The organism is Streptomyces sp. VRA16 Mangrove soil (assembly GCF_017377775.1).
Lineage (GTDB): Bacteria > Actinomycetota > Actinomycetes > Streptomycetales > Streptomycetaceae > Streptomyces.
The window spans coordinates 46,009-65,958 of the sequence record NZ_JAFVLN010000011.1 but is presented as its reverse complement, the minus strand read 5'-3'; the positions used below and the strand labels follow the sequence as shown (position 1 = coordinate 65,958).

Genomic DNA, 19,950 nt, shown 5'->3' with positions numbered 1-19,950 from the left:
CATGGCGCGGGCCCGAGCGCGCAGGGCACCCTTTCGGTTATGACCGAGCCACTCCACGCCCCCGACGCCACGGGCGGCGGCCCTGACGACGACCGTCCCGTGCTGCCGCCGGCGCGGTTCGCCCTCGACCGGCACACCTGGAAGGAGATCGCGTATCTCCTGAGCAGCTTCCCGCTGGCCCTCGTCGGCTTCGTGTACGCGGTGACGATGCTGGCGCTCGGCGCCGGCCTGACGGTCACCGTGATCGGGCTGCCGCTGATCGCGGGCGGACTGCGCGGCGCGCGGCTGATCGCGCGCATCGAGCGGGGCCGGGCCCGGGCGCTGCTCGGGGTGCGGATCGAGGAGCCGAGCCCGTTGCCGGTGCGGAACGCGGGCGGGTTCTTCGGCTGGCTGTGGAACGGTCTGAAGGACCCGGTGGGCTGGCGCGCCGTGCTGTACGAGGTGATCCGGCTGCCGTGGAGCGTGCTGACGTTCGCCCTGATGCTGCCGTCGCTGCTGGTGCTGTGGCCGGTGCTGCCGTTCATCGCGCGCGGCCTGGCCAACGCCGACCGGGCGATGGTGCGGGCCCTGCTCTCGCCCTCCGACGAGCTGGAGCGGCGGATCGCCGAGCTGGAGTCGGACCGGGGTGTCGTGGTCGACACCGCCGCCGCCGACCTGCGCCGCATCGAGCGCGATCTGCACGACGGCGCCCAGGCCCGCCTGGTCAACCTGGCGATGGGCCTCGGCCTGGCCAAGGAGAAGCTCCTGGAGGGCCAGGCCGACGAGACGGTGGCGGCGATGGTCGACGAGGCGCACGGCGAGGTGAAGCTCGCCCTTCAGGAACTGCGCGACCTGGCCCGCGGCATCCACCCGGCGGTCCTCACCGACCGCGGCCTGGACGCGGCCCTGTCCTCCGTCGCCTCCCGCTGCACGGTCCCGGTGAAGGTGACGGCCGATCTGCCGGCCCGCCCCGCCGAGGCCATCGAGGGCATCGCCTACTTCACCGTCTCCGAGCTGCTGCAGAACATCAGCAAGCACAGCCGGGCCACGAAGGCGAGCGTGGAGGTGTGGCGCTCCGGCGACCGGCTGCTCATCCAGGTGCAGGACGACGGGCAGGGCGGCGCGAGCCTCGACAAGGGCACCGGCATGGCCGGGCTCGCGGAGCGGCTCGGCGCGGTCGACGGCGTGTTCGTCGTGGACTCGCCGGAGGGCGGCGGCACCACCGTCACGGCCGAGCTGCCGTGGCGCGACCGCTTGCCCGTCGGCAAGGACTGAGGGCCGGGGGTAGGGAAAACCCCCGGTCGAAGACGCCGACCCGCCGCATGGCCCGGTCGGCCGCCGCCAGGGACCCTGGAATCAGAACGGCACACCAGCCCTCTCGGCAGAAACGGACGGCACCCCGATGGCCACGCAGCAGTACGGATATCGCGACGAGTACGCGTACTCGTACGAGGACGACTCCCGCGGTGACGGGCCGCACCGTGGCCTGAACCGTCTCCCGGCCTGGCTGCGCGCACCGATCGAGGGCCGGACCTGGCGGGAGTTCGCCTACCAGCTGGTGTCCCTGCCGATCGGCATCGCCTTCTTCACCTGGGTGGTGACGATGACGTCGCTCGGTGTGGGGCTGCTGATCACCTTCATCGGGGTGCCGGTGCTCGCGGCCGGGCTCGCCGGGGCGCGCGCCTTCGGCTCCCTGGAGCGGACCCGGGCGCGCGGCCTGCTCGGCCTGGAGGTCGGCACGCCGGAGCCGGTGCGGCCGCGCAAGGGCGGCGGCCCGCTGGCCTGGATGGGCGCCACGCTCAAGAGCGGCGTCTCCTGGCGGCACCTGCTGTACGGGGTGCTGCACTTCCCGTGGGCGACCTTCGCGTTCTCGGTGTCGCTCGCGTTCTGGACGATGGGCTGGGCGCTGTTCACGTACCCGCTGTGGCAGTGGGTCTTCCCGATGTACGCGGGCCAGGCGGGCCTGCAGCTCTACGGTGACAGCGCCCACTCGGTGTATCTGAACAACCCCTTCGAGATCGCGCTCACCTCGCTGGCCGGTCTGCTCGTCGTGCTGGTGACGCCGTGGATCATCCGGGGCCTGACCACGGTGGACCGGCTGATGGTCGGCGGGCTGCTCGGCCCGTCGCGGCTCGCCTCCCGCGTGGTGGAGCTGGAGTCGGACCGCGGTGTCGTGGTCGACACCGCCGCCGCCGACCTGCGCCGCATCGAGCGCGATCTGCACGACGGCGCCCAGGCCCGGCTGGTCAACCTGGCCATGGGCCTGGGGCTGGCCAAGGAGAAGCTGGCCGAGGACCCCGAGGCCGCGGCCCGCATGGTCGACGAGGCGCACGGCGAGGTGAAGACCGCGCTGCAGGAACTGCGCGACCTGGCCCGCGGCATCCACCCGGCGGTCCTCACCGACCGCGGCCTGGACGCGGCCCTGTCCTCCGTCGCCTCCCGCTGCACGGTCCCGGTCGTGGTCGAGGTGGACCTGAAGGAGCGCCCGGCGCCCGCGATCGAGGGCATCGCCTACTTCACCGTCTCCGAGCTGCTGCAGAACGTGAGCAAGCACAGCCGGGCGACCCGCGCCACGGTCGACGTGTGGCGGGCCGGGGACCGGCTGATGCTCCAGGTGCAGGACAACGGGGTGGGCGGCGCAGACGCCGGTGCCGGTTCGGGCCTCTCCGGTCTGGCCGAGCGGCTCGACGCGGTCGACGGGATCCTGCTGGTCGACTCGCCGGCCGCGGGCCCGACCCGGGTCACCGCCGAGCTCCCGTGGCGGCGCGCCTGACCCACCCGGCACGGCGGGGCGGCATCCCACAGGTGCCGCCCCGCTTCCGTGCGGCTGCATCCGCCCCCTACTTTCGGCCGCACGGGCGCACCCGGCCCCCGATGCTGGAATGCTGGACCTGTCAGAACTGGCCCCGGTGAACAGGTTCGCCGGGGCACTGGGGGGCCAAGGACGTGTCGCGAAACATGGAGGACAGGGTGCGGGTGGTCATCGCCGAGGATTCAGTGCTGCTCAGGGAGGGCCTGACCCGGCTGCTGACCGACCGGGGGCACGACGTGGTCGCCGGGGTCGGCGACGGCGAGGCGCTGGTCAAGACCATCACCGAGCTCGGTGAGCAGGCCCAGCTGCCGGACGTGGTCGTGGCGGATGTGCGGATGCCGCCCACGCACACGGACGAGGGGGTGCGCGCGGCGGTCCAGCTGCGCGCCAGGTTCCCCGACCTCGGGGTCCTGGTCCTTTCGCAGTACGTGGAGGAGCAGTACGCCACCGAGCTGCTCGCGGGGTCGAGCCGCGGGGTGGGCTATCTGCTCAAGGACCGGGTCGCGGAGGTACGGGAGTTCGTGGACGCCGTCGTGCGCGTCGCCGAGGGCGGCACCGCGCTCGACCCGGAGGTCGTCGCCCAGCTGCTCGGCCGCAGCCGCAAGCAGGACGTCCTGGCGAACCTCACGCCGCGCGAGCGCGAGGTTCTCGGCCTGATGGCGGAGGGCCGCACGAACTCGGCGATCGCCCGCCAGCTCGTGGTGAGCGACGGCGCGGTCGAGAAGCACGTGAGCAACATCTTTCTGAAGCTGGGTCTGTCGCAGAGTGACGGGGATCACCGGCGGGTTCTCGCCGTCCTGACCTACCTGAACTCCTGATCGACTGACACGCTGTCAGATATGGAAGGAATCGGGTCACCTGCCGGGACGCGCCGCCGCCCCGGAGGGATCCGGTCCGGATCCAGACATAGAACCAAAGGACGAGCCGAGGGCGTCTTCCCCACAGCGTCGCGACAGCTTCGAGTGGGACCCGGAGGGGTGGGCGGATCATGACAAACCGGGGCGACAAGCCGTCTCATTTCCGGGTCCGCGATGCGAACGCTCAGAGGAAGGTGACCCTTACAGACGTAGGGTGGGCCTTGGGAAGGCCGTGGGACGGCCCTGCCCGCACAGCCGCCCCGAGGGAGGTCCAGTTCAGTGACCAGCCAGGTCAGTAGCGCAGCCGAGCAGACCGACAGCGCAGATGGTGCTGTGGTCGGGGAACAGCGCTCACCTGCGGGTGAATCCAGCAAGGACGTACGGCGCCTGGACCGGGTGATCATCCGGTTCGCGGGTGACTCCGGTGACGGTATGCAGCTCACGGGTGACCGGTTCACCTCGGAGACGGCGTCGTTCGGCAACGACCTGTCGACGCTGCCGAACTTCCCGGCCGAGATCCGGGCCCCCGCAGGCACTCTGCCGGGGGTTTCCTCCTTCCAGCTGCACTTCGCCGACCACGACATCCTCACGCCGGGCGACGCGCCGAACGTGCTGGTGGCGATGAACCCGGCGGCGTTGAAGGCGAACATCGGCGATGTGCCGCGCGGCGCCGAAGTCATCGTCAACACGGACGAGTTCACCAAACGGGCGATGGCGAAGGTCGGCTACGACGCCAGCCCCCTGGAGGACGGCTCGCTGGACGGCTATCACCTGCATCCGGTGCCGCTGACCACGCTGACGGTCGAGGCGCTCAAGGAGTTCGAGCTGTCCCGCAAGGAGGCCGAGCGCAGCAAGAACATGTTCGCGCTGGGCCTGCTGTCGTGGATGTACCACCGGCCGACCGAGGGCACGGAGAAGTTCCTCAAGCAGAAGTTCGCGCGCAAGCCCGAGATCATGAAGGCGAACCTCGCCGCGTTCCACGCGGGGTGGAACTTCGGCGAGACGACCGAGGACTTCGCGGTCTCCTACGAGGTCGCGCCGGCCGCCACCGCGTTCCCGGTGGGCACCTACCGCAACATCTCCGGGAACCTGGCCCTGTCCTACGGCCTGATCGCCGCGTCGAAGCAGGCAGACCTGCCGCTGTACCTGGGCTCGTACCCCATCACCCCGGCCTCGGACATCCTGCACGAGCTGTCCAAGCACAAGAACTTCGGCGTACGTACCTTCCAGGCGGAGGACGAGATCGCCGGCATCGGCGCGGCGCTCGGCGCGGCCTTCGGCGGCAGCCTGGCCGTGACCACCACCTCCGGCCCCGGCGTGGCCCTCAAGTCGGAGACCATCGGCCTCGCCGTCTCGCTCGAACTGCCGCTGCTGGTCGTGGACATCCAGCGCGGCGGGCCCTCCACCGGTCTGCCGACCAAGACCGAGCAGGCCGACCTGCTGCAGGCGATGTACGGGCGCAACGGCGAGGCACCGGTCCCGGTCGTCGCCCCGTGCACCCCGGCCGACTGTTTCGACGCGGCCCTGGAGGCGGCCCGGATCGCGGTCACCTACCGCACCCCGGTCCTGCTCCTGTCGGACGGCTACCTGGCCAACGGCAGCGAGCCGTGGCGCATCCCCGAGCTGGACGAACTGCCGGACCTGCGGGTGCAGTTCGCGTCCGGGCCCAACCACACCCTGGACGACGGCACCGAGGTGTTCTGGCCCTACAAGCGCGACCCGCAGACCCTGGCGCGCCCCTGGGCCGTCCCCGGCACCCCGGGCCTGGAGCACCGCATCGGCGGCATCGAGAAGCAGGACGGCACGGGGAACATCTCCTACGACCCGGCCAACCACGACTTCATGGTCCGCACCCGCCAGGCCAAGATCGACGGTATCCAGGTCCCGGACATCGAGGTCGACGACCCCACCGGCAGCGCCACCACCCTGGTCCTGGGCTGGGGTTCGACCTACGGCCCGATCACCGCCGCGGTCCGCCGGCTGCGCACGGCCGGCGAATCCATCGCCCAGGCCCACCTGCGCCACCTCAACCCGTTCCCGCGGAATCTGGGCGAGGTCCTGAAGCGTTACGACAAGGTGGTGATCCCCGAGATGAACCTCGGCCAGCTCGCCACCCTCATCCGGGCCAAGTACCTGGTGGACGCCCACAGTTACAACCAGGTCAACGGCATGCCGTTCAAGGCCGAGCAGCTCGCCACGGCGCTCAAGGAGACGATCGATGGCTGACACGACGACCACGGAAGCAGCCGAGGGTTCGACGGAGACGCTTCTGTCCCTGGTCCCCAAGGCCGAGGCCAAGCAGTCCATGAAGGACTTCAAGTCCGATCAGGAAGTGCGCTGGTGCCCCGGCTGCGGTGACTACGCGATCCTCGCGGCGGTGCAGGGCTTCATGCCCGAACTCGGCCTCGCCAAGGAGAACATCGTCTTCGTCTCCGGCATCGGCTGCTCGTCCCGCTTCCCGTACTACATGAACACGTACGGGATGCACTCCATCCACGGCCGCGCCCCGGCGATCGCGACGGGCCTGGCGTCGTCCCGCCGCGACCTTTCGGTGTGGGTGGTGACGGGCGACGGCGACGCGCTCTCCATCGGCGGCAACCACCTGATCCACGCCCTGCGCCGCAACGTGAACCTGAAGATCCTCCTCTTCAACAACCGCATCTACGGCCTCACCAAGGGCCAGTACAGCCCCACCTCCGAGGTCGGCAAAATCACCAAGTCGACCCCGATGGGCTCGCTGGACGCCCCCTTCAACCCGGTCTCCCTCGCGATCGGCGCGGAGGCGTCCTTCGTGGCCCGCACCGTCGACTCCGACCGCAAGCACCTCACCTCGGTGCTCCGCGCGGCGGCCGACCACCCCGGCACGGCGCTGGTGGAGATCTACCAGAACTGCAACATCTTCAACGACGGCGCCTTCGAGGTCCTCAAGGACAAGCAGCAGGCAGAGGAAGCGGTCATCCGCCTGGAACACGGCGAACCGATCACCTTCGGCGCGAACGCCTCCAAGGGCGTGGTCCGCGACGCGGCGACGGGCGACCTGAAGGTCGTCCCGGTCACGGACGCCAACCGCTCCCAGATCCTGGTCCACGACGCCCACACCCCGTCCCCGACCACCGCCTTCGCCCTCTCCCGCCTGGCCGACCCCGACACCCTGCACCACACGCCGATCGGCGTCTTCCGCAGCGTGGAACGCCCGGTCTACGACACGGAGATGGCCAACCAGCTCGACTCGGCGATCGAACAGAACGGCAAGGGAGACCTGGCGGCCCTGCTGGCCGGCGGGGACACCTGGACCGTGGTGGGCTGACGCTTCAGCGGTACGTGCGTGAGGGCCGGACCACGGGCGGGGTCCGGCCCTCAGCCATGTCTGGTGATCAGACGCCGTCCGGCGATCAGGCGTCGGGGAGGTCGCGCTTGGCCCGGATCAGGGTCTTGCGGGTGATGATGACAAGGCGCTCATCACGGCCGAGCGTGACACCAGGGGGGAGTTGGCCGCGCAACGCCTCGGTGGCCTCCGTGCCGATCACCGCGAAGTTGCTGTCGCTCAACTCGAAGATGTCCGGACAGGTCTCGCCCGTCCCGCAGCCCCTTGCACGAGGCGCGTCCCCCACTCGACGGACGATCTTCACAGTCGGGACTCCCTTACGCGCACCCACCCTGCCGCGACTGCGGCAGATCACAGGCGGCATCGCAACATGAGCAGCCCCGCTTGCAGTGACTCGCGTCAACGACGCGCGGCTTGTCCACGCGAATGGCCCCCAGTAATGTGCTGCCCCCTTGCCGCACAGGGTTCCACGGGGCCGCCCCTCTATCCGGTGCTTTACGATTCCTTGGCGTTACGGGGTCCGGATCGCGTCAACCAGGCCACCGGCCGGTGGGCCACCCGTACGAAAGCAACGCCTTCCCCTCTCGGGCGTCCGTTCGATCAACCCCGCCGGCTGTCAGACGAGTCGGGCTCAGGTCCCAGGTCGCGGCCCACGACCCACCACTCGTCGGGGTCCGACTCCAGCTCCTCCATCATGTTGTCCATGACCGCACACACCCGGGCGTCCAGCGATCCGTCGGGGAGGCTGCGCCGGTGTTCCACGGTCCGCTGCCAGTAGTCCTTGAAGACCTGGTTCGTACACAGCACGCGCAGGTTCCCGATCAGCTCGTCCCAGCAGAACGCCCCGACCCGGTGCGCGAGCAGCAGCACCGAGTATTCCCGGTTGGCCCACAACATCAGTCGGCGTTCTTTGACGGTCAGGTCCGGCAGGGTACTCAGGGCCGCGGCGAGGTCAGGGTCGGCGATGGCGCGGTCCAACTGGTCCAGGAACAAGGTGTGTTGGCGCAGGGTGTTCGCGCGGCGCATCTCCTCAACCAGCCGCTCCAGCAGCTCGTCTCGGTGACGGCGGCGAGCGGAGCCAGCCGTCAGCCAGGCACCCACCCTCCGCAAGGGCGATGTCATTGCGGCCATGTCAAGGCGACCCCCCGGGTCGGCGAACGGGCGGAGCGTCCCACCTCCAGGGTGCCGAGCGGGTCCGGATGGCGCGGGAGGTGGACAGGGGCGCACGGATGGATGGCGGGATGCGTGACGGTGGGCGCCCTATCGGGTGTGTGCCCTTTATGTAATGAAGACATGCCAAAGGTAAGTGCAACCTACGTCACCCGCAGGAAGCGCCCAGCGCACCCGGCTGGCCCGGTTCACGCCTCGTTCGCGCCCCCTCGATCCCCGCGCGCGGCGTCGTACGCCAGTCGCGCGTCCGCCACCGCCCCCACGCGCCGCTCCGTCCAGTCCGCCGGCGCCCGCACCTGCTCCGCCGCCCCTCGCCGGGCGTCGTCCGCTGCGTCCACTGGCGCACCTTACTTACTCCCATACCCGTAACTTACTTTGAAGTGGGTACTTTCGAATACACAGCGCAGGTCGTACGGTGAGTGAGAACCACCCACAGGGGAACATCAAGGAGATTTCAGACATGAGCCTCGTCGTCACCGGTGCCACCGGCCAGCTCGGGCGTCTCGTCGTCGAGGGACTGCTCGCCGCGGGCGTGCCCGCCCAGGACATCGCCGCCGTCGTCCGCAGCAAGGAGAAGGGCGCCGAGCTCGCCGCGCGCGGGGTCGAGCTGCGGATCGCCGACTACAGCGCCCCCGAGACCCTGACCGGCGCCTTCCGCTCCGGCGACCGCGTCCTGCTGATATCCGGCAGCGAGGTCGGCCGGCGCGTGCCGCAGCACCGGGCCGTCATCGACGCCGCCAAGGCCGCGGACGTGGCGCTGCTCGCGTACACCGGCGTGCTCGGCGGGCCCGACGCCGACTTCTCGCTCGCCGACGAGCACAAGGCCACCGAGCAGGCGATCCTCGACTCCGGCCTGCCGTACACGTTCCTGCGCAACGGCTGGTACCACGAGAACTACACCGCCAACCTGGCCCCGGTCCTCGCCCACGGCGCCGTCGTCGCGAGCGCCGGCGAGGGCCGTGTCGCCTCGGCCTCGCGCGCCGACTACGCCGCGGCCGCCGTCGCCGTACTGACCGGCGAGGGGCACGAGAACGCGACGTACGAGCTCAGCGGCGACGTCGCCTGGTCGCTCGCCGAGTACGCGGCCGAGGTGGCCCGGCAGTCCGGCCAGGAGGTCACCTACCGGGCCGTGACGCCGGAGGAGAACCGGCAGATGCTGGTCGGCGCCGGGGTTCCCGAGGCGTTCGCCGACGTCCTCGTGGGCGTCGACGCCGCCATCGAGCGCGGCCTGCTCGCCCGCCGCAACGGCGACCTCGCCCGCCTCATCGGCCGCCCGACGACGCCGGTCGCCGACGCCGTCGCCGAGGCCCTCAAGTGACCGGCCCGAGCTGTCAGGACCGTATCGCGATACGGGAATGACACACTCCGCCCCGCGGCGCTACCTTCTTGGTGGCCGCCGCGGGGCTGCCGTATGTCTGGAGGAGGGGCTGCCGTGGCCGAGGGCGAGCAGGGAGCACGGGGAGAGCAGGAGAAGCAGGGCCGGATCGGGCTCGTCAACGGGTTCGCGGCGTACGGGATGTGGGGGCTCGTGCCCCTGTTCTGGCCGCTGCTCAAGCCGGCGGGCGCCGCGGAGATCCTGGCCCACCGGATGGTGTGGTCGCTCGTCGTGGTGGGCGTCGCGCTGCTCTTCGTACGGAAGTGGGACTGGCTGCGCGAGCTGGTGCGGCAGCCGAAGCGGCTGGGGCTCGTCACCATCGCGGCCGCCGTCATCACCGTGAACTGGGGCCTGTACATCTGGTCCGTGAACGCGGGGCACGTCGTCGAGGCGTCCCTCGGCTACTTCATCAACCCGCTCGTCTCCATCGCCCTCGGTGTCCTGCTGCTCGGCGAGCGGCTGCGGCCCGCGCAGTGGGCGGCCGTCGGCGTCGGGGTGCTCGCGGTGCTCGTGCTCGCCATCGGGTACGGGCGGCCGCCGTGGATCTCGCTGACCCTCGCCTTCTCGTTCGGCACGTACGGGCTCGTGAAGAAGAAGGTCGATCTGGGCGGCGTCGAGTCGCTGGCCGCCGAGACGGCCGTGCAGTTCCTGCCCGCGTTCGGCTACCTGGTGTGGCTGGCGGCGCGGGGCGAGCTGTCCTTCGCGCAGGAAGGGTTCGGGCACGCGGCGCTGCTCGCCTCCACCGGGCTCGTCACCGCGATTCCGCTGGTGTGCTTCGGCGCCGCCGCGATCCGGGTGCCGCTGTCCACGCTCGGGCTGCTGCAGTATCTGGCGCCGGTGTTCCAGTTCATGCTCGGGATCTTCTACTTCCACGAGGAGATGCCCGGCGAGCGCTGGGCCGGGTTCGGGCTCGTGTGGCTGGCGCTGGTCGTGCTGACGTGGGACGCGCTGCGCACCGCACGGTCCGGGCGGATCCGGCTGGCCCGGGCCACCGCCGCCGCGGCCGCCGCCCCCGACCCGGCGGGCGCCGAGGTTCAGCGGGAGTCCGCCGTCTGAACCGCCGCCCGGGGCGTCGGCACCCGTAGCTCGGTGCGCTGCACGGCGACCGTGACGACGCCCAGCAGCACCAGGTTCAGGGCGAGCTCGGTGACCGCAGCGAACTGGTTCACCGTGAACTTGAAGACCTGGCCGCACAGCAGATCGGTCAGGAGTGCCCGGCGCAGCAGCCGGTAGGGCGTCGCCGGGTCCGCGCGCGGGCGCAGCAGCCTGACCGCCGCCGCGGCCCCGAACCCGCCCGCGACGACCGCGCTGGCCATCACCCCGACGCAGGCACCCCACTGCGGATCGCCGTCCAGGCGGCCGCCCAGCAGGGCCACGCTCATCCACACGGCGAACACGACGGCCTCGATCACCACCCACAGCACGGCGACGGTGACGGCGGGGCGGGTGCGGGCGATGCCGCGCAGGGTGCGTTCCAGGCGGTCCCGGGTCCTGCGCAGGCGCTCGGCGGGGCCCGGGGCCCGCTCGGGCAGAGCCGTCAGGAGCTGGACGAGCGCCCGGTCGGCCGGGTCCGGCGAGTCCACGACCAGGCTCAGCGCGTCCTGGCGCTCCGTCTCGGTCAGGCCCGACGCGATGCCGGACAGAGCGAGGTCGGCGGCGTTGGCCGTGCGCTGCGCGGCGGTGAGCGGGGCGCGGCGCGCGCGGCGGCGCAGCAGCCGGGCCAGGAGGACGAGCAGGACGAAGCTGAGGTAGATGATCCCGGCGGCCGGCCGGTAGAAGTAGCCGGGCTCGTCGGTGATCTGCTTGCCGACCTCGTCGATGAACAGGCCGAAGCCGACGCCGCCGACGAGACACGCGCCGAGCCGGGCCGTGCGCCCCAGGAAGACCACCGCGAGCAGCAGCGCGGCCGCCATCAGCAGCCCGCCCCACAGCATGTGCGCGATGTGCAGATGGCTGCCGCTCCCGCCGCCCAGCTTCGGGTATCCGGCCTGCGCGAGGGAGAAGCGCGTGACGAGGACGGTGCCGATGCCGGTGAGGGCGAAGGTGGTCAGACAGGTGACGGCGCCGACGCCGCGGACCAGTCCCGCTCCTGGACGACCGTGTCGCATGCTGTCCGCCTCCCTGCCGTTCCGCGTGCCCTCGTGCGCCGTGTGGACCTGCCGTGCCTGTCCAGCCTGCGGGAGCCGGGGCGGGCCGCGGATCCGGGACATCCCCGATGCGGCCCGCAACTCCCCCTGAGTTGTCAGTGGTTGGTTCTATAAAGGGGACATGACTCTGCACTGGAAACTCGTGGTGGACGCCGCCGACCCGCACGCCCAGGCCGCCTTCTGGGCCGAGACGCTCGGCTATGAGGTGGAGGACAACGCCGCGCTGATCGAGCGCCTGCTCGGCTTCGGCGCGCTGACGAAGGAGGACACGGTGGAGTTCCGGGGGCGCCTCGCCTTCCGGGACCTGATCGCCGTACGGCACCCGGACGACCCGGTGGACGAGGAGCGCGGGTCCGGGCTCGGGCGACGGATCCTGTTCCAGCGGGTGCCGGAGGCGAAGACGGTCAAGAACCGGCTGCACATCGACGTCCACGCGGCCCCCGGGCAGCGCGACGCCGAGACCGAGCGGCTCGTCGGTCTCGGCGCACGGGTCCTGGAGCAGGTGAAGGAGCAGGGCGGGCAGTGGACGCTGATGGCGGATCCGGAGGGGAACGAGTTCTGTGTGCAGTGAGCCCCGTCCCGGCCGCCGGGGCGGTCAGCTGTCGGCGTCCGTGCCGCGCGACACCTTCTCCCACGCGGCGAGGTCGGCCCGCTGTGCGTCGATGTGGGCGGTGATCCCGTCCACCGCGTCGCCGCCGAGCGGGAGGCGCAGCGGGGTCCGCTCGGCCTCCAGGGCGAGACGGATCGCCGCCGCGGCCTTGGCCGGGTCGCCGGGCTGAAGGCCGTCGGAGCCCTCGACCATCCGGCGGGTGGCCCCGGCGGTCTCGTCGTACGCGGGCAGGGGCTCGGAGAAGTAGGCGGCGCCCTTGCCGAAGAGGTTGGTGCGGAAGGCGCCGGGCTCCACGACGAGGACCTTGACGCCGTACGGCGCGACCTCGGCGGCCAGGCCCTCGGAGAGCTGCTCCAGGGCCGCCTTCGTCGCGCTGTACGCGGAGAACCCGCCGAAGGAGAGCTGACCGCCGACGCTGCTCATGTTGACGATCGCGCCGCCGCGCCGCTCGCGCATCTGCGGCAGCAGGGCCCGCGTGAGCCGGGCCGGGCCGAAGACGTGCAGCTCGAACAGGTCGCGCAGCTCGGTGTCGGTGGTCTCCTCGAAGGCGCCGACCTGGGTGCGGCCCGCGTTGTTGACCAGGACGTCGACGCGGCCGTACCGGGCCAGGACGTCGGCGGCCACGGCGTCCACGCGCGCCCCGTCCGTGATGTCGAGGGAGATCGCCTCGACCTGGTCGGGGTGGGCGGCGACCAGGTCGGCGAGGCCCTCGGCGCGCCGGGCGGTGCCGATCACCGTGTCTCCGGCGGCGACGGCGGCCTCGGCGATGGCCCGCCCGAAACCGCTGGTCGCGCCGGTGACGAGCCAGACCTTGGCGTTGCTGCTGGTGTCCGTCATCTCGGATCCCTCCCGGTGATCATCATCAAGCGTCGTGGTCAACTCGCTTTCGGGTGGCTCCCGTTGGCGATGTGACCATCCTCGGCCGCCGCACCCGGGGGCGTCCAAGACCCGCTGTGATAGCCATGGGGCATGGATGTCCACGGTCGTGATCTCCGGTACTTCGCCGCCGTCGCCGACGAGTTGAACTTCACGCGGGCCGCCGGGCGGCTGTACGTCTCCCAGCCCGCCCTGAGCAAGCAGATCCGGATGCTGGAGCGGCAGCTCGGGGCGGATCTCTTCGTGCGGGACCGCCGGACGGTGCGGCTCACCGCCGTGGGCGAGGCCCTGCTGCCGCACGCCCGCGCCGTGCTCGCGGCCTGGGAGACGGCCGAGGCCGCGGTGCGGGAGGCGCGGACCGCCGAGCGGCACTCCCTGGTCGTCGGGATGTCCACCAGTCCGGGGCGCGGACTGCTGCCCGCCCTGCGCTCCCGCCTCCTCGCCGGGCATCCGGCGGCGCGGCCCGCCCTGCGCCAGGTCAACTGGGCCGATCCGAGCGCCGGGCTCGCGGACGGGTCGAGCGACGTGGCCTTCGTCTGGCTGCCGCTGCCGGACGCGGAGCGGTACCGGTCGGTGGTCGTCGCCGAGGAGCCGCGGCTCGTGGCGCTGCCCTCCGGCCATCCGCTGGCGGCCCGTACCGAGGTGGACTTCGCCGAACTGCTCGACGAGCCGTTCCTCGCACTGCCGGCCGAGGCGGGCGCCCTGCGCGACTACTGGCTGGCCCTCGACGCGCGGGGCGGTCGCCCGCCGCGGATCGGGGCCGTCGTGGGCAGCGCCGAGGAGACCCACGAGGCGGTGGCCAACGGGCAGGGTGTGGTCCTGCTGGCCGTCGGCAACACGCCGCTGATCGTGCGCGACGAGGTGACGGCGGTGCCGGTCCGCGGCATCACCCCGTCCCAACTGGCCGTCGCCGCGCGGGCGGACGACGACCGGGTACTGGTACGGGCCTATCTGGAGGCGGCCGCGTCCGTCGCCCGCGCGGCGGGGGGCTGAGCACCGGGCCGGGCGGAACGCGGTCGTCGCGTCACCCCTGGCGCCGATTAAATGCGTATGCATATACTGCACGCGCATTCAATCGGCGTACGCATTCTCAGGGGGACCCATGCCCACCCGGAACTTCCTCTTCCTCCTCGGCAGCAGCCGCCCCGGCGGCAACACCGAGATCCTGGCCCGCAGGGCCGCCGAGCAACTGCCGTCGGACGTCGACCGGCGCTGGATCGACCTGGCCGCGCACCCGCTCCCCGACTTCGAGGACCTGCGCCACGACAGCGACCACGTCCGGCCCGAGGGCGACGACACCGCGCTGCTCCTGGACGCGACGCTCGCCGCGACCGACATCGTGATCGCCTCGCCGCTGTACTGGTACTCGGTCTCCTCGTCCACCAAGCGCTACCTGGACCACTGGTCGGGCTGGCTGCGCACCCCGGGCGTCGACTTCAAGGAGACCCTCGCCGGACGCACCCTGTGGGGCGTGACCGCGCTCGCCCACGAGGAGACCGAGGTCGCCGACCCGCTGGTCGGCACCCTCACCAACTCGGCCGCGTACATGGGCATGCGCTTCGGCGGCGTCCTGTTCGGCAACGGCAGCAGGCCCGGCGACGTACTCAAGGACGAGGAGGCGCTGAGGAACGCCAAGACGTTCTTCGCACGGGAGGCGCCGCTCGCGCGGTTCCCTTACGAGAAGCAGTAGTCCCTTACGAGAAGCAGTAGTCCCGTACGAGAAGCCGTAGTCCCGTACGAGAAGCCGTCGTCAGGCGGTGATGTCCTTCGCCGTGAACCGCGCCCACGCCGCCGAGCCGAACACCGCCGCGTACAGCGCCTGGATCTCCAGGTTCTTGATCAGGTCGTCCCAGTAGACCGGTTCGCGCATCAGGTCGGCGAAGGAGAGCCAGTGGTGCGAGAAGAAATACGGCTGGATGGCGTGCAGCTGGGGGATCTGGTCGAGGATCTGCACGGTGATCAGCAGTCCCACGGTCGTCGCCATCGCCGCGATGCCGCTGCTGGTGAGCGTCGAGACGAACAGACCGAGAGCGGCGATGCCGAGCAGTGAGGCGGCGACGACCAGGGCGATCAGGAACGCCCGCCACAGCCCTTCCGCGAAGCTGATCTGCGTGCCCGAGATGGTGACGAGATCGCCGAGCGGGAACAGGATCGCGCCGGTGATCAGCGCGGAGACCGCCACGATCAACGTCGCGACCAGGCAGAACGCCATCGTCGTCGCGTACTTGGTGAGCAGCAGACGGGTGCGGCCCGCCGGGGCGACCAGGAGATAACGCAGCGTCCCGGCGTTCGCCTCGCCCGCGATCGCGTCGCCCGCGACGACCCCGACCGCCATCGGCAGGAAGAACGGCAGCGTCGCGGCGAGCGCCGTGAAGACCAGGAACAGTCCGTTGTTCGTGATCTGCGCGATGAACGCCGGGCCGCCCCCGCCACCCGCCCCGCCCCCGCCGATCCCCGAACCGTCGCTCGTCTCGATCTTGACCGCCACGCCGATGAGGACCGGCACCCCGGCCAGGACCGCGAAGAGCGCGCGGGTGCGCCAGCGCCGGAAGGTCACGCCGAGTTCGCTGCGCAGCAGCCCGAGCGTCCACACGAGCCGTACCGGCGACGCCGTCGCCTCAGCCTGCGACATCGAAGCCCTCCCCCGTCAGGGCGACGAACGCGTCCTCCAGGGAGGCCCGTTCGACGCCGAAGCCGCGGACGCGGACGTCCGCCGCCACCAGTGCCGCGTTGAGATCCGCCAGGTCCGTTTCCGGGGGCGGCGGTTCGGCCGTCACCTCGTCGCCCGTGACGTCCAGGACCGTGATGCCGTGGTCCTTCAGGACGCGTACGGCGTCCGACGCGTCCGGCGTGGTGACGGTGAGCCTTCCCCGTACGCCCGCCGCCAGTTCGGCGACCGGGCCCTGCGTGATGAGCCGGCCCTGCGCCATCACGGCGGCGTGCGTGCAGACCTGTTCGATCTCGTCGAGGAGGTGCGAGGAGAGGAAGACGGTGGTGCCGTCCGAGGCCAGCTCCCGCACCAGGGTTCTGATCTCGCGCATGCCCTGCGGGTCGAGGCCGTTCGTCGGCTCGTCGAGGACGAGCAGGCGGCGCGGCTGCAGCAGCGCGGCGGCCAGACCGAGGCGCTGCTTCATGCCGAGCGAGTACGCCTTCGCCTTCTTGGCCGCGGCGGCCGTCAGGCCCACCCGGTCCAGGGCGGCGGTGACCCGCTGCTTACGGGTACGGGGATCGGCCGTCGGGTCCGCCGCGTCGTAACGGAGCAGATTGTCACGGCCGGACAGGAACCCGTACAGGGCCGGCCCCTCGATCAACGCGCCCACCTGTGGCAGGACGGCGCGCGTGGCGCGGGGCATGGGGCTGCCGAGCACCCGGGCGGTGCCGGAGGTCGGCTCGATCAGGCCCATCAGCATGCGGATGGTGGTGGTCTTGCCCGAGCCGTTCGGCCCGAGGAAGCCGAAGACGGCGCCCTCGGGGACGGTGAGGCTCAGCCGGTCGACCGCGAGCTGGCCGCCCCGGTACCGCTTCGTGAGCTCCCTGGTCTCGATGACCGCCGACGGATCCGGCTGTGCCGGCTGCTCCATGCCCCTCCCCGGTACGACGGTGAGGGGCGGTGCCCGCCGTCAGCGGCGCGCACCGGCCCCTCACCCCTTCAACTGCCGTGCGTTCAGCTCGCGTCGGCCGCCTTCACCAGCGCGTCCTTGGTGACCGCACCGGCGTAGACCGTGCCGTCCTGCGTGATGAGCACGTTCACCAGACGCGTCGAGTAGACCGTGCCCGAACCGAACTTCCCTGTCACCCGGTCGCCCAGGGAGTTCAGGAACTTCTGCGCGTCGGCCGGCATGTTGCCGCTCGTGGCGCCGGAGGCCAGGCCACCGGCCTCCTTGGGCATCTTCAGCTGGGCGATCGAGGTCCAGCCCTTGCCGATCGTGTTCAGACCACTCAGGCCGTCGAGGCCCTCGGCGCCCTTGAGGTCCTCGCGCGCCGCTCCGTGGTCCTGCGCCTTCAGGTCGCCGGCCTCGGTGACCTTCGTGCCCTTCGACGGCTTGAAGTCGAAGGTGGAGGCGGCCGGCTTGCCGAAGTCGACGCTGGTGAAGCCCGCGTCGACGACCGCGGCACCGCCACTGGCCGGGGTCAGCGTGAACTTCAGCGGCGTACCGGTCTTCGCGTCCACGGAGACCGTGATCGCGCCGACCGTCGAACCGGACTGCTTCGGCTTGATCTGCAGCCGGTACGCGTCCCGTCCCGCGATCTGCGCCGTGCCGTCGACGGAGAACGACGTGCTGTCGCCGGACGCCTTGAGGATCTGGTCCGTCAGCTCCTTGGGCGTGGCGGGCACCCCCTCGGGCGCCGCCTTCTTCCCGGCCTTCTGGTCCTTGCCCGTCGCGTGGTACGCCTCGTTCGACCTGCTGTCGTAGGCCCACACGTCGCTGCCGTTGTGGATCACGCTGTACTCGGCGGCGCTGTCCAGGATCGACAGCTTCTGCCGGTCCGCGCCGTCGGCGGCGACCCGCAGCGTGTGCGTGCCGCTGGCCAGCTCGGTCAGCTTCTCCTTCGGGTCGGCCGACGAGCCGCCCTTGCCCTGCCCGCCCACGCCTCCCAGCGAGGACGCGGCGCCGCCCAGCGAGGGCAGCCCCAGATCGGTGTGGATCTTGATGGTGCCGGACAGCTGTTCGGTGTCCGACTTGGCGATCTTCTCGATGAGTTCCTGGGCGGTGACCTTCGGCAGGCTCGGATCGCCCGAGTCGGCGAGCGCCGGGACGAGTCCGATCGTCGCCGCGGCCACCCCCACCACGGCCACCGGGACCGCGTACCGGACGGCCTTTCCGCGGCGTCCGGTGCTCTCTTCGGTTGCGTACGGTGCCATGTCTGTTGCCCTACCTCCGTGATCGGCGGCGGCGTCCACCCCAAGCCGCCATTCTCACCCGAATTGGTCAGGAGTGGTGTACTCAATCTGACCAAACCGGCCATGGGCAGGCGTCAGCCCGCGGGATCAACTCCGCGTACACCTACGGGATGACACGGAGGGGCCGAGCCCCTCCGTGTGACCTGTGTCACACTTGACCTGGGAGGGGCGATTCAAGCTCCCGGATCCGTATCCGAGGGTGGCAGCAGCAGGCATGAGCAAGGGGGTTGCCATGCTCTCCATCAGGTATCTCACCGGATTCACGGTCACCGGCGCCGCGGTCGCCGCACTCACGCTCGCCGGATGCAGCAGCGGCGGCGGTTCGTCCTCCGGCGCCGGCAGTCCGAGCAGCAGTCCGAGCGGCGGCAGCAGCACGAGCAGTCCGAGCGGCACGGGCGGCGGGGGCACGACCCTCACCGCGTCCAAGGCGGAGAAGGTCTCCGGGACCGTCGTCACCGATCAGCAGGGTTACGTCCTGTACCGGTTCGACGCGGACTCGGCCAAGCCGACCAAGGTGACCTGCTACGGCACGTGCGCCAAGCTCTGGCCGGCCGCCACCGCGAACGGCTCCATCACCGTCAAGGGGATCGACCGGAATCTGGTGTCGACCGTGAAGCGCTCGGACGGCACCACCCAGCTGACTCTCAACGGCTGGCCGCTGTACCGGTACTCCAAGGACGACGCTCCCCGCGAGGCGTACGGGCAGGGCGTCGACGGCACCTGGTTCGCCGCGACCCCGACCGGCGCCAAGGCCGCCGGCGAGGGCTCCGGCAGCACCGGGGGCTCGGGCTACTAGGGCGTGTTCGAAACACGCCCTAGGACCCGGCCCCCCGCGCCACGCTCCGGGCGGATCAGCCCGCCCGGTGCACCACCGCGTCGCAGAGCTCCAGCAGCGCCGCCTTCGCCTCGCACTCCGGGAGCGGGGCGAGGGCCGAGCGCGCGTCCTGCGCGTAGCGCACCGTGTCCCGGCGGGCGTGCTCCAGGGCCGGGTGGACGCGCAGCCGGGCGACGGCCTCGGCGAGCCGGTCGTCGTCCGTGAGGTCGGAGGCGAGCAGTTCCACGAGCGCCTGGTCCTCGGGCAGGCCGAGCCGCTCGGCCCGCTCGCGCAGCCTGAGCACCGGCAGCGTGGGGATGCCCTCGCGCAGGTCGGTGCCGGGCGTCTTGCCGGACTCGTGCGTGTCGGAGGCGATGTCGAGCACGTCGTCGGCCAGCTGGAAAGCGACGCCGAGCCGCTCCCCGTACTGGGTCAGAACGTCCACGACCGTCTCGTCCGCGCCCGACATCATGGCGCCGAAGCGGCAGGCCACGGCGATCAGCGAGCCGGTCTTGCCGCCGAGCACGTCGAGGTAGTGGTCGACCGGGTCGCGGCCGTCGGCCGGGCCCGCGGTCTCCAGGATCTGGCCGGTGACCAGGCGCTCGAACGCTTCCGCCTGGATGCGCACCGCGTCCGGGCCGAGGTCGGCGAGGATGTGCGAGGCGCGGGCGAAGAGGAAGTCACCGGTGAGCACGGCCACCGAGTTGCCCCAGCGGGTGTTGGCGCTGGGCACCCCGCGGCGCACGTCCGCCTCGTCCATCACGTCATCGTGGTAGAGCGTCGCGAGGTGCGTGAGCTCGACGACGACGGCGGAGGGCACGATGCCCGGCGCGTACGGGTCGCCAAACTGGGCGGCGAGCGTCACGAGCAGCGGCCGGAACCGCTTGCCCCCGGCCCGGACGAGGTGCTGGGCGGCCTCCGTGATGAAGGGAACCTCGCTCTTGGTGGCTTCGAGCAGTCCCTCCTCGACAGCCGCCAATCCGGCCTGGACATCGGCTTCGAGAGCCTGGTCCCGCACGCTAAGACCGAAAGTCCCGACGACGGTCACGAGTGGGTCTCCTGTCTGCTGACGATCACGACGA

General features: G+C 71.3%; 20 protein-coding genes. 11 read left to right on the top strand and 9 right to left on the bottom strand.

Annotated features, from left to right (window positions below; translation table 11 throughout):
- Nucleotides 1-39 precede the first annotated feature (39 nt).
- From J3486_RS27310 to J3486_RS27290, 5 genes are all read left to right on the top strand, one after another.
- Nucleotides 40-1,254 (top strand): sensor histidine kinase, encoded by a 1,215-nt coding sequence (locus J3486_RS27310; protein ID WP_207824846.1) that lies wholly within the window; start codon nt 40-42, stop codon nt 1,252-1,254.
- Nucleotides 1,255-1,381: 127 nt separating this feature from the next.
- A complete protein-coding gene (locus tag J3486_RS27305) occupies nt 1,382-2,752 on the top strand; it encodes a sensor histidine kinase (protein ID WP_207824843.1) in 1,371 nt (456 codons plus the stop codon).
- Nucleotides 2,753-2,937: 185 nt separating this feature from the next.
- Nucleotides 2,938-3,609 carry a response regulator transcription factor gene (locus tag J3486_RS27300; protein WP_207824842.1) on the top strand — a complete coding sequence of 224 codons (672 nt, stop codon included), beginning with the start codon at nt 2,938-2,940 and terminating at the stop codon, nt 3,607-3,609.
- A gap of 318 nt (nt 3,610-3,927) precedes the next feature.
- Nucleotides 3,928-5,874: a 2-oxoacid:acceptor oxidoreductase subunit alpha gene (locus J3486_RS27295; protein WP_207824841.1), complete on the top strand. Its 1,947-nt coding sequence runs from the start codon at nt 3,928-3,930 to the stop codon at nt 5,872-5,874.
- A complete protein-coding gene (locus J3486_RS27290; RefSeq protein ID WP_207824840.1) occupies nt 5,867-6,955 on the top strand; it encodes a 2-oxoacid:ferredoxin oxidoreductase subunit beta in 1,089 nt (362 codons plus the stop codon). Before J3486_RS27295 ends, J3486_RS27290 begins: the two co-directional genes overlap by 8 nt.
- 85 nt (nt 6,956-7,040) lie before the next feature.
- On the opposite strand, the gene J3486_RS27285 is transcribed toward J3486_RS27290, so the two are convergent.
- The 3 genes from J3486_RS27285 to J3486_RS27275 form a co-directional block, all read right to left on the bottom strand.
- Nucleotides 7,041-7,277 carry a hypothetical protein gene (locus tag J3486_RS27285; protein WP_207824839.1) on the bottom strand — a complete coding sequence of 79 codons (237 nt, stop codon included), beginning with the start codon at nt 7,275-7,277 and terminating at the stop codon, nt 7,041-7,043.
- A gap of 296 nt (nt 7,278-7,573) precedes the next feature.
- Nucleotides 7,574-8,095, bottom strand: coding sequence for a DUF6082 family protein (locus J3486_RS27280; protein WP_229378708.1), 522 nt, complete (start codon nt 8,093-8,095; stop codon nt 7,574-7,576).
- A gap of 236 nt (nt 8,096-8,331) precedes the next feature.
- Entirely contained in the window at nt 8,332-8,481 is a 150-nt protein-coding gene (locus tag J3486_RS27275; RefSeq protein ID WP_207825284.1) for a hypothetical protein, read from the bottom strand.
- Between the two features lie 122 nt (nt 8,482-8,603).
- Here J3486_RS27275 and J3486_RS27270 point away from each other — a divergent pair, with 122 nt between their 5' ends.
- Nucleotides 8,604-9,461 (top strand): SDR family oxidoreductase, encoded by an 858-nt coding sequence (locus J3486_RS27270; RefSeq protein ID WP_207824837.1) that lies wholly within the window; start codon nt 8,604-8,606, stop codon nt 9,459-9,461.
- A 198-nt stretch (nt 9,462-9,659) separates the two neighbouring features.
- Nucleotides 9,660-10,574: an EamA family transporter RarD gene (rarD, locus tag J3486_RS27265; RefSeq protein WP_229378707.1), complete on the top strand. Its 915-nt coding sequence runs from the start codon at nt 9,660-9,662 to the stop codon at nt 10,572-10,574.
- On the opposite strand, the gene J3486_RS27260 is transcribed toward rarD, so the two are convergent.
- Nucleotides 10,553-11,626: a hypothetical protein gene (locus tag J3486_RS27260; protein ID WP_207824833.1), complete on the bottom strand. Its 1,074-nt coding sequence runs from the start codon at nt 11,624-11,626 to the stop codon at nt 10,553-10,555. The two genes, rarD and J3486_RS27260, sit on opposite strands and share 22 nt — an antisense overlap.
- Before the next feature lie 160 nt (nt 11,627-11,786).
- Between J3486_RS27260 and J3486_RS27255 the strand changes: the two genes are divergently transcribed.
- Nucleotides 11,787-12,236 (top strand): VOC family protein, encoded by a 450-nt coding sequence (locus tag J3486_RS27255; RefSeq protein ID WP_207824831.1) that lies wholly within the window; start codon nt 11,787-11,789, stop codon nt 12,234-12,236.
- A gap of 24 nt (nt 12,237-12,260) precedes the next feature.
- On the opposite strand, the gene J3486_RS27250 is transcribed toward J3486_RS27255, so the two are convergent.
- Nucleotides 12,261-13,112: an oxidoreductase gene (locus J3486_RS27250; protein WP_207824829.1), complete on the bottom strand. Its 852-nt coding sequence runs from the start codon at nt 13,110-13,112 to the stop codon at nt 12,261-12,263.
- A gap of 132 nt (nt 13,113-13,244) precedes the next feature.
- Between J3486_RS27250 and J3486_RS27245 the strand changes: the two genes are divergently transcribed.
- Both J3486_RS27245 and J3486_RS27240 read left to right on the top strand, forming a co-directional pair.
- Complete coding sequence (locus J3486_RS27245) at nt 13,245-14,144, top strand: LysR substrate-binding domain-containing protein (protein WP_207824827.1); 900 nt, start codon at nt 13,245-13,247, stop codon at nt 14,142-14,144.
- A gap of 109 nt (nt 14,145-14,253) precedes the next feature.
- Complete coding sequence (locus J3486_RS27240; protein ID WP_207824825.1) at nt 14,254-14,841, top strand: flavodoxin family protein; 588 nt, start codon at nt 14,254-14,256, stop codon at nt 14,839-14,841.
- A 60-nt stretch (nt 14,842-14,901) separates the two neighbouring features.
- Here J3486_RS27240 and J3486_RS27235 read toward each other — a convergent pair whose 3' ends face one another.
- The 3 genes from J3486_RS27235 to J3486_RS27225 form a co-directional block, all read right to left on the bottom strand.
- Nucleotides 14,902-15,783 (bottom strand): ABC transporter permease, encoded by an 882-nt coding sequence (locus J3486_RS27235; RefSeq protein WP_207824823.1) that lies wholly within the window; start codon nt 15,781-15,783, stop codon nt 14,902-14,904.
- Nucleotides 15,770-16,732, bottom strand: a complete 963-nt coding sequence (locus tag J3486_RS27230; RefSeq protein ID WP_207824821.1) for an ABC transporter ATP-binding protein — start codon at nt 16,730-16,732, stop codon at nt 15,770-15,772. The genes J3486_RS27235 and J3486_RS27230 overlap by 14 nt, the downstream gene beginning before the upstream one ends.
- Nucleotides 16,733-16,815: 83 nt before the next feature.
- Nucleotides 16,816-18,015, bottom strand: a complete 1,200-nt coding sequence (locus tag J3486_RS27225) for a DUF2092 domain-containing protein (RefSeq protein WP_207824818.1) — start codon at nt 18,013-18,015, stop codon at nt 16,816-16,818.
- A gap of 253 nt (nt 18,016-18,268) precedes the next feature.
- Between J3486_RS27225 and J3486_RS27220 the strand changes: the two genes are divergently transcribed.
- Nucleotides 18,269-18,850 (top strand): hypothetical protein, encoded by a 582-nt coding sequence (locus J3486_RS27220; protein ID WP_207824816.1) that lies wholly within the window; start codon nt 18,269-18,271, stop codon nt 18,848-18,850.
- 55 nt (nt 18,851-18,905) lie between these two features.
- Here J3486_RS27220 and J3486_RS27215 read toward each other — a convergent pair whose 3' ends face one another.
- Nucleotides 18,906-19,916, bottom strand: a complete 1,011-nt coding sequence (locus J3486_RS27215; protein WP_207824814.1) for a polyprenyl synthetase family protein — start codon at nt 19,914-19,916, stop codon at nt 18,906-18,908.
- Nucleotides 19,917-19,950 lie beyond the last annotated feature (34 nt).

Coding starts and splice junctions, on each gene's coding strand:
- J3486_RS27310 (WP_207824846.1), top strand. CDS start 40: ATGACCGAGCCACTCCACGCCCCCGACGCCACGGGCGGCGGCCCTGAC.
- J3486_RS27305 (WP_207824843.1), top strand. CDS start 1,382: ATGGCCACGCAGCAGTACGGATATCGCGACGAGTACGCGTACTCGTAC.
- J3486_RS27300 (WP_207824842.1), top strand. CDS start 2,938: ATGGAGGACAGGGTGCGGGTGGTCATCGCCGAGGATTCAGTGCTGCTC.
- J3486_RS27290 (WP_207824840.1), top strand. CDS start 5,867: ATGGCTGACACGACGACCACGGAAGCAGCCGAGGGTTCGACGGAGACG.
- J3486_RS27280 (WP_229378708.1), bottom strand. CDS start 8,095: ATGACATCGCCCTTGCGGAGGGTGGGTGCCTGGCTGACGGCTGGCTCC.
- J3486_RS27270 (WP_207824837.1), top strand. CDS start 8,604: ATGAGCCTCGTCGTCACCGGTGCCACCGGCCAGCTCGGGCGTCTCGTC.
- rarD (WP_229378707.1), top strand. CDS start 9,660: ATGTGGGGGCTCGTGCCCCTGTTCTGGCCGCTGCTCAAGCCGGCGGGC.
- J3486_RS27260 (WP_207824833.1), bottom strand. CDS start 11,626: ATGCGACACGGTCGTCCAGGAGCGGGACTGGTCCGCGGCGTCGGCGCC.
- J3486_RS27255 (WP_207824831.1), top strand. CDS start 11,787: ATGACTCTGCACTGGAAACTCGTGGTGGACGCCGCCGACCCGCACGCC.
- J3486_RS27250 (WP_207824829.1), bottom strand. CDS start 13,112: ATGACGGACACCAGCAGCAACGCCAAGGTCTGGCTCGTCACCGGCGCG.
- J3486_RS27245 (WP_207824827.1), top strand. CDS start 13,245: ATGGATGTCCACGGTCGTGATCTCCGGTACTTCGCCGCCGTCGCCGAC.
- J3486_RS27240 (WP_207824825.1), top strand. CDS start 14,254: ATGCCCACCCGGAACTTCCTCTTCCTCCTCGGCAGCAGCCGCCCCGGC.
- J3486_RS27235 (WP_207824823.1), bottom strand. CDS start 15,783: ATGTCGCAGGCTGAGGCGACGGCGTCGCCGGTACGGCTCGTGTGGACG.
- J3486_RS27230 (WP_207824821.1), bottom strand. CDS start 16,732: ATGGAGCAGCCGGCACAGCCGGATCCGTCGGCGGTCATCGAGACCAGG.
- J3486_RS27225 (WP_207824818.1), bottom strand. CDS start 18,015: ATGGCACCGTACGCAACCGAAGAGAGCACCGGACGCCGCGGAAAGGCC.
- J3486_RS27220 (WP_207824816.1), top strand. CDS start 18,269: ATGAGCAAGGGGGTTGCCATGCTCTCCATCAGGTATCTCACCGGATTC.